16 protein-coding genes and 1 tRNA gene are annotated in these 14,396 nt (G+C 33.2%); 15 read left to right on the top strand and 2 right to left on the bottom strand.

The window, feature by feature from the left end:
* Positions 1-127: 127 nt before the first annotated feature.
* Together ABZA65_RS04515 and ABZA65_RS04520 are read left to right on the top strand one after the other, a co-directional pair.
* A tRNA-Leu gene (locus ABZA65_RS04515) sits at positions 128-211 on the top strand.
* 212 nt (positions 212-423) lie between these two features.
* On the top strand, positions 424-1,173 hold the full coding sequence (locus ABZA65_RS04520) for a hypothetical protein (protein WP_373071052.1): 750 nt from the start codon (positions 424-426) through the stop codon (positions 1,171-1,173).
* Between the two features lie 109 nt (positions 1,174-1,282).
* Here the strand turns inward: ABZA65_RS04520 and ABZA65_RS04525 are convergent, their stop codons facing one another.
* Positions 1,283-1,525 carry a hypothetical protein gene (locus ABZA65_RS04525; RefSeq protein WP_373071054.1) on the bottom strand — a complete coding sequence of 81 codons (243 nt, stop codon included), beginning with the start codon at positions 1,523-1,525 and terminating at the stop codon, positions 1,283-1,285.
* Between the two features lie 133 nt (positions 1,526-1,658).
* Here ABZA65_RS04525 and ABZA65_RS04530 point away from each other — a divergent pair, with 133 nt between their 5' ends.
* The 13 genes from ABZA65_RS04530 (at position 1,659) to ABZA65_RS04590 (ending at position 13,386) form a co-directional block, all read left to right on the top strand.
* Positions 1,659-2,222, top strand: a complete 564-nt coding sequence (locus ABZA65_RS04530; RefSeq protein ID WP_373071056.1) for a cytochrome b/b6 domain-containing protein — start codon at positions 1,659-1,661, stop codon at positions 2,220-2,222.
* Between the two features lie 55 nt (positions 2,223-2,277).
* Positions 2,278-3,144 carry a flagellar basal body P-ring formation chaperone FlgA gene (gene flgA / locus ABZA65_RS04535; RefSeq protein WP_373071058.1) on the top strand — a complete coding sequence of 289 codons (867 nt, stop codon included), beginning with the start codon at positions 2,278-2,280 and terminating at the stop codon, positions 3,142-3,144.
* Entirely contained in the window at positions 3,141-3,677 is a 537-nt protein-coding gene (locus ABZA65_RS04540; RefSeq protein ID WP_373071060.1) for a UbiX family flavin prenyltransferase, read from the top strand. The genes flgA and ABZA65_RS04540 overlap by 4 nt, the downstream gene beginning before the upstream one ends.
* A gap of 3 nt (positions 3,678-3,680) precedes the next feature.
* Positions 3,681-4,178 (top strand): pantetheine-phosphate adenylyltransferase, encoded by a 498-nt coding sequence (gene coaD, locus ABZA65_RS04545; protein WP_373071062.1) that lies wholly within the window; start codon positions 3,681-3,683, stop codon positions 4,176-4,178.
* Positions 4,163-4,747, top strand: coding sequence for a dTMP kinase (tmk, locus tag ABZA65_RS04550; protein WP_373071064.1), 585 nt, complete (start codon positions 4,163-4,165; stop codon positions 4,745-4,747). The genes coaD and tmk overlap by 16 nt, the downstream gene beginning before the upstream one ends.
* Positions 4,740-5,951: a histidine--tRNA ligase gene (gene hisS, locus ABZA65_RS04555; protein WP_373071066.1), complete on the top strand. Its 1,212-nt coding sequence runs from the start codon at positions 4,740-4,742 to the stop codon at positions 5,949-5,951. Before tmk ends, hisS begins: the two co-directional genes overlap by 8 nt.
* Before the next feature lie 3 nt (positions 5,952-5,954).
* The gene (speA, locus tag ABZA65_RS04560; protein ID WP_373071068.1) at positions 5,955-7,784 is read left to right on the top strand and encodes a biosynthetic arginine decarboxylase; all 1,830 of its coding nucleotides are present in this window, start codon (positions 5,955-5,957) and stop codon (positions 7,782-7,784) included.
* Between the two features lie 9 nt (positions 7,785-7,793).
* Complete coding sequence (gene cysE / locus ABZA65_RS04565) at positions 7,794-8,495, top strand: serine O-acetyltransferase (RefSeq protein ID WP_373071070.1); 702 nt, start codon at positions 7,794-7,796, stop codon at positions 8,493-8,495.
* Between the two features lie 60 nt (positions 8,496-8,555).
* Positions 8,556-9,719 carry a pyridoxal phosphate-dependent aminotransferase gene (locus ABZA65_RS04570; protein WP_373071072.1) on the top strand — a complete coding sequence of 388 codons (1,164 nt, stop codon included), beginning with the start codon at positions 8,556-8,558 and terminating at the stop codon, positions 9,717-9,719.
* A 32-nt stretch (positions 9,720-9,751) separates the two neighbouring features.
* Positions 9,752-10,375 carry a uracil phosphoribosyltransferase gene (upp, locus tag ABZA65_RS04575; RefSeq protein WP_373071074.1) on the top strand — a complete coding sequence of 208 codons (624 nt, stop codon included), beginning with the start codon at positions 9,752-9,754 and terminating at the stop codon, positions 10,373-10,375.
* Between the two features lie 409 nt (positions 10,376-10,784).
* Positions 10,785-12,125, top strand: a complete 1,341-nt coding sequence (locus ABZA65_RS04580) for an FAD-dependent oxidoreductase (protein WP_373071076.1) — start codon at positions 10,785-10,787, stop codon at positions 12,123-12,125.
* Positions 12,126-12,222: 97 nt separating this feature from the next.
* The gene (locus ABZA65_RS04585; protein ID WP_373071078.1) at positions 12,223-12,969 is read left to right on the top strand and encodes a Rieske 2Fe-2S domain-containing protein; all 747 of its coding nucleotides are present in this window, start codon (positions 12,223-12,225) and stop codon (positions 12,967-12,969) included.
* Between the two features lie 9 nt (positions 12,970-12,978).
* Positions 12,979-13,386: a hypothetical protein gene (locus ABZA65_RS04590; RefSeq protein ID WP_373071080.1), complete on the top strand. Its 408-nt coding sequence runs from the start codon at positions 12,979-12,981 to the stop codon at positions 13,384-13,386.
* 58 nt (positions 13,387-13,444) lie between these two features.
* Here ABZA65_RS04590 and lpxD read toward each other — a convergent pair whose 3' ends face one another.
* Positions 13,445-14,395: a UDP-3-O-(3-hydroxymyristoyl)glucosamine N-acyltransferase gene (lpxD, locus tag ABZA65_RS04595; RefSeq protein ID WP_373071082.1), complete on the bottom strand. Its 951-nt coding sequence runs from the start codon at positions 14,393-14,395 to the stop codon at positions 13,445-13,447.
* Between the last annotated feature and the right edge of the window lies 1 nt (position 14,396).

The following is a 14,396-nucleotide window of genomic DNA, read 5'->3' on the forward strand; positions in this document are numbered from 1 at the left end:
GTGTTGCTGTTATTGTTCACTTATATATTTATTATTTAAAAAAATATAGCAATTCTAGTTCCATATCGGCAAAAATTTGTAAAATAATTAGTAATTAAGCTATAAACTAATATTATTTCGTCTCCAAGCCAGCGTGGTGGAACGGTAGACACGACGGATTCAAAATCCGTTGCCTTCGGGTGTGGGGGTTCAAATCCCCCCGCTGGTACCACTAAACATTCCTATCATATAATACTTTTACATTTAAAATTACAAAAATCCTAAGAATTTGTTGGTATTTCTATTTTTTCTTCTTTGAACAATACGGAAATACAGAAAACTATCAATAACCACAATGTTCCAAAACATAGAATATTTGATGATAACTTTAATATGAGTTTTATTGTTTAATGATATTATTTTTAATTCTGATAGGATAAAAAAATGAAAAATTCAAATGACTATTTTTTTAAGAATAAAGAAGACATAAAACAACATCGTAACTCACTTGGAGAAAGTATATTATACATAGTATTATTTATTTTATTTCTGTATATATCCTTTCCTATTTTAATGCTACTTATAAATTTCACATTACTTTACCTAGATAAAGAACAAAAATATGATAAAACTTTTCATACATATTATGGAGAGCGAGTATATAACGACTTGAGAATAGATTTTTATAAAAGTGAACTTGAAAAATCTTCTAAAAAATTTGTTTATGCTCAAAGTCCTGCTGATATATTTAAATCTGATGTTCAAATCAGAATAGCTAGGGAATGTATTGTTTATTTTATTCAAGAACATAAAAAAAACACAAGCATGATTAAAGAAGGATATGGTATTGAAAGAAATGCTAGAAATAAGTTTGCCATTACAGAAGAACTTATTGAAAAGACAAAAGAAAATGAAAAACATATTGATGTAAATGCCAACCTTTATGATTATGGTTTAGTAAATGAATTAATAGATGATTTAACTAATATGTGGCATAAAGAAAACAAGAAAAGTTATTGTGATAAGAACTCAAGCGTTGAAAAAATGTATAGTTTGTTTAAAGTAAACTATATAAATAAATTCACTCAAGAATACAAATTAAGAAAAGATAATACATCTTTTCTTTCTGAGAATTTAAGACAAGAAATAAATGATAAAAAAGAAAAATGGATCAAACTAATTAATCAAAACTAGTATACATAAAACAATAAACGGTATTAACAATTTTATATAACTAGTTTAATTTACTCAAATCCAATCCATATTACTACTTATACTTCAAAACAATCAATTTTTATTTAGACTATTCTTCGTCTTTAGATAAACCCATATTGTGAGACTTGTCATAATCTTTTACAGACTCATCTATGCTCTCTGCTATCTGACTCTTTAGATTAGCACTAGAGTAACCTGTTTCGTGAGAAAAAACTATATAAGCCCCAACAGCTAAAACCACCAACATCATTATCATACTTTTATTTCTATAAAATATAAACGCCAAAGCCGCTACTATAACTAGTGACGCAGGGTAAATCATATCATCCATCTTTTTTCCTTTAAAATTATGAAATCAATATCTCTTGTACAGCAATTATATACAAAATTATAAAAAACAAAAAGAGAAATTAACTTTATATACTGTAAAATAAGACAAAATTATATCGATTAAGGATTTGTCAATGAGAGAGTATTCATTAGTATTAAGAGTATGGCACTGGTTATTTGCTTTTACACTGTTTGGAATGGCAGCGACGGTTATATTAAGAAAAACCTTTTTGAGCTGGCGTACAAACTCACAGGTGATCATCGACAAGCTAAACGAATTTGGTATAGAGATCGCAGCAGATCAAGCAGCAACCATTGCAAAAGCTATACGTGCACCAATGTGGGAATGGCATATAATCTTAGGGTATGTTCTTGTTTTTCTTCTACTTGTTAGAATTGCTATGGTATTGAAAAAAGGTTTTGAGTACCCTACAGACACTGATCTACACAAAAAACTTGTATATATAGGCTACAAAGTTGTTTATGCAATGCTTATAATGATCGCTATAGCAGGTGTTGTTTTAAATCAAAAGGATCTTTTTGAATTTTCTAAAGATACCCTGCACTCTATAAAAGAGTTTCATGAAATTTTATCATTTATATTTTTAGGCTTCATACCTCTTCATATAATTGGTGTTGTAGTTGCAGAGATCAAAAAAGATAAGGGGATCATCTCAAGTATGATATCTGGGAACTAAAACCAAGTTCCCTCTTTATGTTAAAATTCTAAAAAAATATTAGAAAAGTTGCTTTATGGTTTTAAAAACAGTTTTATTTTTACTTTTATCGCTTAACATTTATGCACTCGAATACATAAAGCAAACTTACTATATAGATTCTCATGACATAAACTCTTCGCTTTTTTTCAAAAATCAAAAAAACATCAAACTTTACGAGATTCCAAACCATAAATACTCACTTAGAATAAAACGTTCACAACTGAAAAAACTATTTATAGACAACGGTTTTAAAAACTTTAGTATTGAATCAAACTATATCTACTTTGAGTTAAACAGCCCTATTGACACGTCAAAAATAGAAACTTTCCTAATTAATCACTATAAAACAAAATACCAACATATAAACATCAAAAAAGTAAGTGTAAACCCAAGATCTTACATGCCGTATCTTCCAGACACTTACACTGTAGATATTAGAGATAGAAACCACCTCTCAAATGAGGGAGTCCTTAGCATAGAGGACAATCAAAACAAAAAATATTTTTTCAACTACACTATAGATGCAGATCTAAACGTTTTAAAAGCTAAAAAAAACATCTCAAGAGATGAAGAGCTATCAATGTTTAATTGTAAAACTCAGCTTGTAAAATTAGAAAAATTTCGTGCAATGCCACTACAAAAACTGCAACAATCAAAGTTTCAAGCAAAATACAGACTAAAGGCTGATACACACATCACTAGAAGAGATGTAAAAAAACTAAATTTGGTAAAAAGAGATACTCAAGTCACCGTATTTGTTAATAACTCTGGAATGAGTATATCTTTTGCAGCAAAAGCATTACAAAGTGGTAAGTTAAATGATATAATAACGGTTCAAAAAAGCGACGGAAAGAGATTAAAAGCTAGAGTTGTTGCAAAACAAAGGGTTGAGATAAAATGAGTAAACGCAAAATAGTCGTGGCAACAAGTGGAGCAAGCGGTGTAAACTTAGGGTTAAAAACGCTTAAACTACTGCCAGATACTATAGAAAAACATTTTATCTTTACGAAAAACTCATTAACTGTACAAGAAAAAGAACTTGGTGCTATTTTACATGACAATGAAGATATATCGGCAAGTATATCTTCTGGTTCATTCGGTGTAGATGCTATGATAATTGCACCGTGCAGTATGAACACTTTGGCAAAAATAGCATGCGGCATAAGTGACAACCTAGTTACAAGATGTGCAAGCGTTATGATTAAAGAGCAAAAAAAACTTATCTTAGCTCCACGTGAAATGCCTTTTTCAGCCATAGCACTGGAAAACATGCAAAAACTAGCCACTTTGGGTGTAGTTATAGCACCGCCTGTTATAGCTTACTATTCAGAGCAGCAAACCTTAGATGATATGGAAAATTTTATAATTGGAAAATGGTTTGATCTCTTAGGAATAGAAAACAACCTGTACAAAAGATGGCAAGAGGATTTATAAAATATGAGAAATAGAAAAATAGCATTATATCCGGGGACTTTTGATCCTATCACAAACGGGCATTTTGATATTATCGAGCGTGCACTTAACTTGTTTGATGAAGTTATTGTAGCCGTAGCACTATCGACAGATAAAAAACCTATGTTTACGCTAGATGAACGTATAAAGATGACTGAAGCTGCCGTAAAAGATCTAAAAAACGTTAAAGTTGTAGGTTTTGACAATCTTACTGTTGAGTTATCAAAAGAACATGATGCAGGGATACTGATCCGTGGTTTACGTGCCGTTAGTGACTTTGAATACGAACTACAACTAGGCTATTTAAACAACTCTTTAGATGATCAGATAGAAACTGTTTATTTGATGCCAAAACTAAAACACGCATTTATCAGCTCATCTATAGTAAGAGGACTTCTATCGTTTGAAGGTAAAACATCTCACCTACTGCCAAAAGAGGTTCAGGAGATAATAGGAAGTATGGATTCATGTACATTGCAATAGAGGGAATTGACACTGCCGGTAAAAGCACTCAGATAAGTGAGTTAAAAAAGAACTACCCTGATGCTGTAATTACAAAAGAACCTGGTGCTACAGAGATCGGTAAAGAGATTAGAGAGATCGTTTTAAGTGCTCGCGCACAAAGCAAAAAAGCAGAATTTTTACTTTTTTTAGCTGATCGTGCCGAACATCTAAAAGAGGTAATAGAACCAAATCTTGATAAGATGATCATATCTGATCGCAGTGCAGTAAGCGGTGTAGCGTATGCTCTTATTCAAGGTGAGATTTCAAAAGAGGATCTAGTAAGTCTAAACAACTTTGCCACAAACAATACTTACCCAGAGAAGGTGTTCTTACTTCGTCTTACTAAAGAGGAATTAGAGTATAGATTATCTCAAAAAGAACTCGATGGAATTGAATTACGCGGTAGTGAGTACCTTTTAAATATACAAGATGCCATCATAGAAGCTGCAAAGCTCCTAAACCTGGAACTTGTAGAGATTGATGCTACTAAAAAAATTGATGAAATAACTAAAGAAATATTAAATAATATGAAGGATATAAATGATTAAATCACTAAGAGGGATGAACGATATTCTAAGTGAGGATTATGAACGTTATACGTACTTTATAAAAACAGCTACGACTATAGCTCAAAACTACGGTTTTCACTTTGTAGAGACTCCTCTGTTAGAAGAGACTGCTCTATTTAAAAGAAGTGTCGGTGAATCTAGTGATATTGTCGGAAAAGAGATGTATCAGTTTATTGATAAAGGTGAAAATGATGTATGTCTTCGTCCTGAAGGTACTGCAGGTGTTGTTCGTGCGTTTATAGAAAAGAAACTAGATCGTGCGGGTGGTAATCACCGTTATTTTTACCACGGTCCTATGTTTAGATACGAGCGTCCTCAAAAAGGTCGTCTAAGACAATTCCACCAGTTCGGTGTTGAGAGTTTTGGACAAGAGAGCGTTTATGAAGATGCAAATATGATCATGATGGTTTCAGATATCCTAAAAAAACTAGGTATCGGTTACAGACTACAATTAAATTCTCTTGGATGTAAAGAGTGTATGCCTACATATCGCGATAATCTTGTAAGATTTGTAAAAGAGTGTGAAGACGGTATCTGTGAGGATTGTGTAAGACGCCTAGATACAAATCCTATCCGTGTGCTTGATTGTAAAAACGGTTCTTGTCAGACTCTTTATGAAGGTGCTCCAAAGTTAGTTCATAACCTTTGTGAATCGTGTGACAGCGACTTTACAAAACTAAAAGAGATTTTAGATACAAACGGTATAAGCTATGAGATCGATACTAACCTAGTTCGTGGACTTGATTACTATTCTAAAACTGCTTTTGAATTTGTAAGTGACAATATAGGAAGCCAGAGTGCAATTGCCGGTGGTGGAAGATACGACAGACTAGTAGAGTTTTTGGATGGAAAGCCGACACCTGCAGTTGGTTTTGCTATGGGGATTGAGAGACTGTTAGAACTTATAGAGATGCCGGAATCTAAACCTGAAGGTTATTATATAGGTGCTATGGATGATGAAGGTGTTGATCTTGTAGTTTCTTTAGCTCACAAAAAAAGAAAAACAGACAAAGTAACTATAGAATACAAAGCTAAAAACTTTAAAAACCATATGAAAATGGCTGATAAAGTTAATGCTAAATACTTCTGTATCATAGGCTCTAATGAGATTGAAAAAGGTACCTTTACCATAAAAGATCTTGAAGACAAATCAGAAAAAACAATCAATATAGAAGAATTTTGACAGATGAATAATTACGGTATAGATATTTTCTCAAACAATGACTTCAAAATAAGAGATGGTGAAGTTAAACTAAACTACAAATCAAAACCTTCAGTTATAAACATAGTGCAAGAGATTCGCTCAGGTGGGATCAGAGGTCCTATGCTGCTTAGATTTCCACACCTGATTAAAAAGCAAATAAAAAACCTGTATACAAACTTTAACAATGCGATGTCTGAAAATAACTACAACGGTTCGTTCAATGCAGTGTTCCCACTGAAAGTAAATCAGTTTCCAAATGCTATAAAAGCAATTACTGAGCAAGGTAAAGAGTTTAACTACGGGCTTGAAGCAGGTAGTAAAGCTGAACTTGTTTTGGCTATGAGCCAGGTAGAAGCTGGAACAAACATCACTGTAAACGGATTTAAAGATGAGGAGATGATTACAATTGCTTTTATAGGTGTAAGTTGTGGTCATAATATAACACTTACTATTGAGGGTCTTAATGAGCTTGAGACGATCATTGAAGTAGCTAAAAATACAAACTTTAAAGTACCAAATATCGGTATTAGAATTAGACTGCACAGTGCTGGAAGCGGTGCTTGGGCTAAGAGTGGTGGAATGGATGCCAAATTTGGACTTACATCTACTGAAATCATCGAAGCCGTAGCACTTTTAAGAGAAGCTGACCTACTTGATTCACTTAGTATGATTCACTTCCATATCGGTTCTCAAATGTCAGATATTGCACCACTTAAAAAAGCTCTTCGTGAAGCAGGAAATATCTACGCTGAACTTAGAATGATGGGTGCCCAGTCTTTAGAAAATATCAATATTGGTGGTGGACTTGCCGTAGAGTATGATCAGCATGAGAACTCACAAGCTCACAACTACTCTATTAAAGAGTTTTCAAGCTCAGTTGTTTTTTTACTTGGTGAGATTATGGATGCAAAGAACATTAAACATCCAAATATCTACACTGAGTCAGGTCGCTATGTAGTTGCTTCACATGCCCTTCTTGTAGCACCTGTGTTAGAGTTGTTTTCTCAGGATTACCATGAAAGATTACTAAACCTAAAAGACGTCAATCCACCTTTAGTTCAAGAGCTGGTATCTCTTAATGATCTAATATCTTCTAAGACATCAATAGAGTATCTTCACGATGCACTCGATCATCAAGAATCACTATTTACACTGTTTGATCTTGGATATATAGATCTTCAGGACAGATCAAATGCTGAAATTTTAGTTCACAACATTATTAAAAAAGCACTATATATTGAAGGTTTTGAAGGTTCACGTGAACTTGAATTGCTTCAGACAAGACTTCAAGAAAGATATTTGGTTAATCTTTCTATATTTCAAAGCTTACCTGATTACTGGGGTATTAAACAGGACTTTCCGGTTATGCCGATCCATAATTTAGAAAAAAAACCTATTCGTGCAGCATCATTATGGGATATTACTTGTGATAGTGACGGAGAGATTGGTTTTAATCCTTCAAAACCTCTTCATCTACATGATGTTGATCTAGATAACGAAGAATACTTTTTAGGTTTTTTCAATGTGGGTGCTTATCAGGAAACTCTTGGAATGAATCATAATCTTTTCAGCAGACCCAATGAATATACAATAAATATTACAGAAGATGGCTACAACATCTCTAACGGAATAGAATCTGAAAATATTTTAGATATATTAGAAGACATAGGTTACTCCGGTAAAAGTATTTTAAATAAACTTGAAAATGATATTCTTCAAAGTGAATTTATCACAACACAAGAAAAAGCTGATACACTAGCACAATTAAATACATATTTAAAACAAAATGGTTATCTAAGAACAACATATTAAGGTTATATTGTGGGCATTATAAGATATATTAAAGAAGATTTTTCAAACGCATACAAAAACGACCCTGCTCTAAATTCGTGGGTTGACTTTTTATTCAACTATCGTGGAATTTGGGCCGTAGCTTGGCATAGAGTTGCACACCGTGTTTATAAAGCTGATTTCAAAAGACTTGCAAGAATGATATCAGGATTTTCACAATTTATGACAAATGTTGAAATTCACCCAGCTGCACAACTTGGTAGCCGTGTATTTATCGATCACGGTATCGGTGTAGTTATCGGTGAGACTACAATAATTGAAGATGATGTTTTAATATATCAAGGTGTTACATTAGGCGGTGTTTCATTAGAACACGGCAAACGTCACCCTACTATATGTAAAGGTGCCGTTATAGGTGCTGGTGCAAAAGTTTTAGGAAATATTGTAGTCGGTGCAAATGCAAAAATCGGCGCAAACTCTGTTGTAGTAAAACCTGTTCCTGAATGCTCAACAGCGATAGGAATACCTGCTCATGTAATTGCAAAAGGAAGATGTAAAGATCCATTTATGCATAATATGCTTCCAGATATTAACAAAGAGATGTTTGAATACTTACTTAAAAGAGTTGCTATATTAGAACACATTTTACATGAAGATAATAAAGAGGTACTCGAACAAGATTTAGAATTGGAACACATATACGAAAATTTCATCAAAGCGATGAAAAATTAATAACAAATATCACTTTTTTTCAGTATAATTCCCGATATATTTTGCATTAAAAGGGATATTATGACTAATCGCATAAATTCGCTATCTGAGTCTATTACAATAGCTATAACTACTTTATCACAAGAGTTAAAAGCTGAAGGTAAAGATATACTTAGTTTCTCTGCCGGTGAACCAGATTTTGGAACTCCTCAAGTTATTAAAGATGCTGCTATTAAAGCAATTAATGATGAACGTACTAAATACACTGCGGTTGATGGTGTTCCTGAACTTAGAAAAGCTATTGCAGGAAAACTACAAAGAGATAACGGCTTAACTTACGAGCCAAATCAAATCATAGCTAACAACGGTGCTAAACATACTTTATTCAATCTATTTTCTGCTACTATAGAAGATGGTGCTGAAGTTATCATCCCTGCTCCATACTGGGTTACATATCCAGAGCTTGTTAAATACTGCGGCGGTAAAGTTGTAGAGATTCACACTGATGACAAAACAGGATTCAAAATAACTCCTGAGCAACTTAAAAATGCTATCACACCTAAGACAAAAATGTTAATTTTAACTACACCGTCAAACCCTACAGGTGCAGTTTACTCAAAAGATGAACTAACTGCACTTGCAAAAGTGTTAGAAGGTACTGATATTTTAGTAGCTAGTGATGAGATGTATGAAAAACTTACATACGATGGTGAATTTACTTCATGTGCAGCTATCAGTGATGATATGTATAAACGTACTATTACTATTAACGGTTTATCAAAATCAGTAGCAATGACTGGTTGGAGATTTGGTTATATGGCAGCAGCAGACACTGAACTTGTAAAAGCTACTAAAAAACTACAATCTCAAAGTACGTCAAACATTAACTCTATAACTCAATATGCAGCTATCGCAGGACTTGACGGAAGTGCTGATGCTGATATTGCTATGATGAAAGAAGCATTCATTGAGCGTAGAGATGAAGCTGTGAAACTTATAAATGAGATAGACGGTCTAAGTGTAATAAAACCAGACGGTGCTTTTTATCTTTTTGTAAATACAAAAGAGATTACAGAAGATACTCTAACATTTGCTAAAGATCTACTTGATAAAAAACTAGTAGCAGTAGTTCCTGGTGAAGCATTCGGTACTCCTGGATACTTCAGACTAAGTTTTGCAACTGGTATAGACACAATTCGTGAAGGTATACAAAGAATAGCAGAGTTTGTAAAAGAGAATTATTAATTCTCTTTTATATAAAGATAAAGTAATCTATTATGATATTTGAGCTATCAAATCCCCTTACAAAAACACTTATCACACACCTTAGAGATAAAAACACTAAAGCACCTCAATTTAGACATACAATATCAGAATTAACAAAACAACTTACATACGAAGCTTTAAAAGAGTTTCCTTTAATAGATAAAGAAACATCAACTTGGCTTGGCAATAAAAATTATAAAACAATAGATGAAGAAGATATTATAGTTGTTACTGTTCTAAGAGCTGGTATGCCTATGCTAGACAGTGCCATGGAGCTTATTCCAAATGTAACTGCAGGTTTTTTAGCAATGAAACGTGATGAAGAAACACATAAAAGTATACTGTATTATGATAGATTGCCTGAGTGTAAAGGTAAAACCATACTTTTAGTTGATCCAATGGTAGCTACAGGTGGTTCCATGTGTGATGCTATTGAACTTATAAAATCCAGAATGCCTTCTAAAATCATAGCTTTAAATATTATCGGTTCACCTGATGGTTTAGAAACTCTCCATTCAAAACATCAAGATGTAGATATATACATTGCTCAAATTGATGAAGGGTTAAATAAAGATAAATATATAATTCCTGGTCTTGGTGATGCTGGAGATCGTTCTTATAATACTGAAGATTAAAAACAACACCTCTTTATAATCCTGCCTAATTTTAAATATAATTAATCAACATAATTTTCAAAAAAATACATTTATCAACTAATAATTAGTACCGTTTTTACTCATTTTATAAATTTTTTTTCATAATTTTTTTTTTAATTTTACTATAAGTTATACAAATATTTTTTAATCCACTTTATGAGAATTGACATTTTTTCCACATTTAATTCTCTGTTTTAGTTAATTTTATCACACTATTGTGATTTTTTTAAATATAGATATAATATTAGATTATGTTCTTAAGCACTGTGTTTAAGGTTTTTCAAGCTATTTGAGCCTTCGCCTAATATTCGATTAATATAACTAATTGTAATATTTTTTTATCCGAATTTATTTGGAAAAGTAATAACATAACAAAACAGGAGAATTAATGAATCGTCGTGACATACTTAAATATAGTGCAATCAGTGTTGCTGCTGCAAGTTTAACTGCATGTGGAAATAGTTCAGAGCCTAAACCAGAGGCTACTACAAGTGTTGGTACTAAAGCGCCTCTTCCAGCTGCAAAAGGTCCAAGAGTTGTGGTAGTAGGTGGTGGATGGAGTGGTTTAGCTGTAGCTAAATACACTAAAAAGTTTGCACCAAGTGCTGATGTTGTTTTAGTTGAAAAAAGATCAGAGTTTGTTTCTTGTCCAATCAGTAACTTATACTTAGTTGGTGCTAAAGATTTAGATTATTTAACTCACGATTATCTTCAAGCTGCTCGTGAAAACAACTATGCTTTCTTTAATGCAACTGCTACAGGTTTAGATAAAGCTAACAAAGTTTTACATACTAGTGAAGGTGATATAGATTTTGATCACTTAGTTTTAGCACCTGGTATCGACTATGATTATAGTGTTTGGGGTGTTGATGCTGAAACAGAGCAAACACTTCGTACTAAGTATCCTGCAGGTTTCATTCCAGGTAGTGAGCACATGACTATCAAAACTAAACTTGAAGACTTTGAAGGTGGTAACTTCATATTAACAGTACCAGGTGGTAACTATAGATGTCTTCCTGCTCCGTATGAGAGAGCATGTTTAATTGCTGAGTACTTCAAGAAAAATGAAATTGATGGAAAAGTTGTTCTTTTAGATGCTAATCCAGATATTACAATTAAAAAAGAAGGTTTCCAATCTTCATTTGATGAGATGTATAAAGATTATATTGAGTATCACCCAAGTTCTGCTATCACAAAAATTGACTTAGAGAAGAAAGTAGTTACTGCTGGTGAAATGGAAGATGAATACGAATTTGCTGATGCAGCATTCTACCCACATGTTCGTGGTGGAAAACTTCTAGAAGTTTGTGGTGTTGCAAAAGATACTGCATTTAACAAAATGGAAGGTAACATCGATCCGTTCACTTATGAAGTAATCGGTGAGAAAAACATTTACGTAGCTGGTGATGCACGTCCTATGGGTTACTCTAAATCAGGTAACACTGCAAACTCTGAGGGTCACTACTTAGGTTCTTTCATAGCTAACAGAATCAATAAAAATACTGACTTAGAGTGGAAATCTCCATTAACAGTATGTTATTCTGCAGTTTCTGCTAATCCTGAACATGCAATTTCTGTTAGAGCTGAGTATAAATTCGAAGGTAAAAAACTTGCTGGATTTACTAATGTTGATCTTTCTCAAGAATGGCGTGGTACTACTGGTATTAACAACGGTAAAGCTCTTAACGAATGGGCTAAAGGTATGTTTAGAGATATGTTTAACGCATAATCTACTATTTTGCAGCACTTTGCTGCAAAATTATTAAACTAAGAATTTATGATAGAATGCTTACTTTAATAATTTATTTTAAGGAGATGAATTTATAATGGAAAGAAGAGATTTTTTAAAAGTTGTTGGAGGAGCTAGTTTTATAGCTATTGCACCTTCATTAATAAAAGGTAATTTATATGCAGCTGACGGTACAATGTATACTGCTTATAACAAAGTACAATTGTTAGATGGGAATGGGAACCCTATTCTAGCTTCGAAATTAGCTAAAGAAGAAAACTACGTGTTTAATTATCCTCATGTTGGTACATCTTGTATGTTAATATCGCTTCCAAAAGCAACTGAAAGAAAAGTGTCTTTAAAAAGTGAAGACGGTGAAGAGTATATCTGGAACGGTGGCGTAGGTAAAGAGAGAAATATAGTAGCTTATAGTGCTATATGTCCTCACCAGTTAACGCACATAAATAAAAAAGACACTTTTATGTCTTATCTAAAGTCTGGCGGTAAAACTATGGCTTGTACGAAAGAGATGGAGTGTAGCAAAACTGGTAGCGTTATAGTTTGTGGTTCACACCTTTCTGCTTATGATCCATATAAGGGTTGTAAAGTTTTAGGTGGACCTGCCCCTCAACCTTTAGCATCAATTGTACTAGAGCATCATGATGATGATACACTTTGGGCAGTAGGCGTACTTGGTCCAGATAAATTTCACGAGTTTTTCAAAGCATTTAAACCTGAATTAAAAGAACAATACGGTGGAAAAAGAAAAGCTAAGAAACAAGTTAAAGATAGTGCTCAAACTGTTACTTTAGCAGAGTTTACAAAAGATATCATTAGATACTAAAGGGAAAAAATGAAAAAAATAATTTATACACTTACAGCAACATTACTTTTAATATCACCGCTTAGTGCAAACCAAACACAAAGAGCACAACTTGCTTCTGATATGAGATCGATGCTTGCTGCAATGGAGATGATACAAAAAGGTGGGTTTTATTCTAAAAAAGAGATGATGCAAAAAGGTGTAACTGATCTAAAAAGAGGTTTACATTCTTTAAAAAGCTCAGACGCTAAAGAGTATCTACCTCAAGATAAAGCTTATGCAGATAAATTTGCTCAAAAAAGAGCAAATATGATTGAAATGTATGCTAATGATCTTATTAGTTCTTTAGAACGTAATAACATGGATGATGCTCTAGAAGATTATACACAAATGTTAAAGCAGTGTACATCTTGCCATTCTCGTATTAGAAAATACTAATTTCATATTTAAAGCCTTCTACGGCTTTAAATAATTAAATAGTTTATTATATAGTAACCTATTTAATTAGTCTTGCTATTTTTCCTTGTATTTTTAACCATAACTTATGATCCATAAACGGAAAGCCTGCATATGTTTTTCCACTTGTTTTTACTGTTTTAGTTACACCTGTTCTTGCCGCAAACGTATTAAACGGAGCTATCTCTAAATGCCCTGCCACACCTGACTGTGCACCAAATACATTACTTCTACCAACTTTAGATGAACCCGCAAAACCTGTCTGACTTGCAACAACTGCATTTTCACCTATTTCACAGTTGTGAGCAACTTGAATCAGATTATCTAGTCTTGCACCTGCTTTTATTGTTGTTGAACCAAATACAGCCCTGTCAATAGAGTTGTTTGAACCAATCTCAACATTATCACCTATCACAACGTTTCCATTATGATAGATCTTGTTATGCTCACCTACCCTATTTGATGCAAAACCAAAACCATCACTTCCTATGACAGTTCCTGCATGAATAATACAATCGTTTCCTACTACACACTCTTTATATACTACAACATTTGGATAAAGAATAGTATTGTCACCAATTTTTGCACTTGCACCTACATATGCACCTGCCATAATCCTACAATTCTTACCTATTACAGCACCATTTGCCACTTCAGCCTTAGCCGATACACTAGTGCCCTCTCCTATTATTGCCTTAGGTAGGTTGTTATCTTCAATAGGTGTAGAGAAAAATTTAGAAAGCGTAGCCATATCCCAATAAGGTGATTCTACAACCAAAGCTACACATCCATCAGGTAGTGCATCTTTATTTGCTTCATCTATTAAAATAGCGCCTGCATTTGAGTTAGCTACATCTTTAATATACTTAGAATTAGCTACAAAAGATATTTCACTTTCAGTTGCATCTGAGAGTGTATTCATACCAGTTACTTCAAAACACTCGTCTTCTAATTCAATACCTATATTTGCTACTAACTCTTTTAATGTCATC

The organism is Sulfurimonas sp. (genome assembly GCF_041583195.1).
In the GTDB taxonomy this organism is placed as follows: Bacteria; Campylobacterota; Campylobacteria; order Campylobacterales; family Sulfurimonadaceae; genus Sulfurimonas.

Excerpts from the sequence above, each read along its gene's own strand:
- ABZA65_RS04525 (WP_373071054.1), bottom strand. The coding sequence starts at position 1,525 with ATGGATGATATGATTTACCCTGCGTCACTAGTTATAGTAGCGGCTTTG.
- ABZA65_RS04530 (WP_373071056.1), top strand. The coding sequence starts at position 1,659 with ATGAGAGAGTATTCATTAGTATTAAGAGTATGGCACTGGTTATTTGCT.
- ABZA65_RS04520 (WP_373071052.1), top strand. The coding sequence starts at position 424 with ATGAAAAATTCAAATGACTATTTTTTTAAGAATAAAGAAGACATAAAA.
- ABZA65_RS04590 (WP_373071080.1), top strand. The coding sequence starts at position 12,979 with ATGAAAAAAATAATTTATACACTTACAGCAACATTACTTTTAATATCA.
- tmk (WP_373071064.1), top strand. The coding sequence starts at position 4,163 with ATGTACATTGCAATAGAGGGAATTGACACTGCCGGTAAAAGCACTCAG.
- ABZA65_RS04585 (WP_373071078.1), top strand. The coding sequence starts at position 12,223 with ATGGAAAGAAGAGATTTTTTAAAAGTTGTTGGAGGAGCTAGTTTTATA.
- upp (WP_373071074.1), top strand. The coding sequence starts at position 9,752 with ATGATATTTGAGCTATCAAATCCCCTTACAAAAACACTTATCACACAC.
- ABZA65_RS04580 (WP_373071076.1), top strand. The coding sequence starts at position 10,785 with ATGAATCGTCGTGACATACTTAAATATAGTGCAATCAGTGTTGCTGCT.
- flgA (WP_373071058.1), top strand. The coding sequence starts at position 2,278 with ATGGTTTTAAAAACAGTTTTATTTTTACTTTTATCGCTTAACATTTAT.
- ABZA65_RS04540 (WP_373071060.1), top strand. The coding sequence starts at position 3,141 with ATGAGTAAACGCAAAATAGTCGTGGCAACAAGTGGAGCAAGCGGTGTA.
- hisS (WP_373071066.1), top strand. The coding sequence starts at position 4,740 with ATGATTAAATCACTAAGAGGGATGAACGATATTCTAAGTGAGGATTAT.
- ABZA65_RS04570 (WP_373071072.1), top strand. The coding sequence starts at position 8,556 with ATGACTAATCGCATAAATTCGCTATCTGAGTCTATTACAATAGCTATA.
- coaD (WP_373071062.1), top strand. The coding sequence starts at position 3,681 with ATGAGAAATAGAAAAATAGCATTATATCCGGGGACTTTTGATCCTATC.
- speA (WP_373071068.1), top strand. The coding sequence starts at position 5,955 with ATGAATAATTACGGTATAGATATTTTCTCAAACAATGACTTCAAAATA.
- lpxD (WP_373071082.1), bottom strand. The coding sequence starts at position 14,395 with ATGACATTAAAAGAGTTAGTAGCAAATATAGGTATTGAATTAGAAGAC.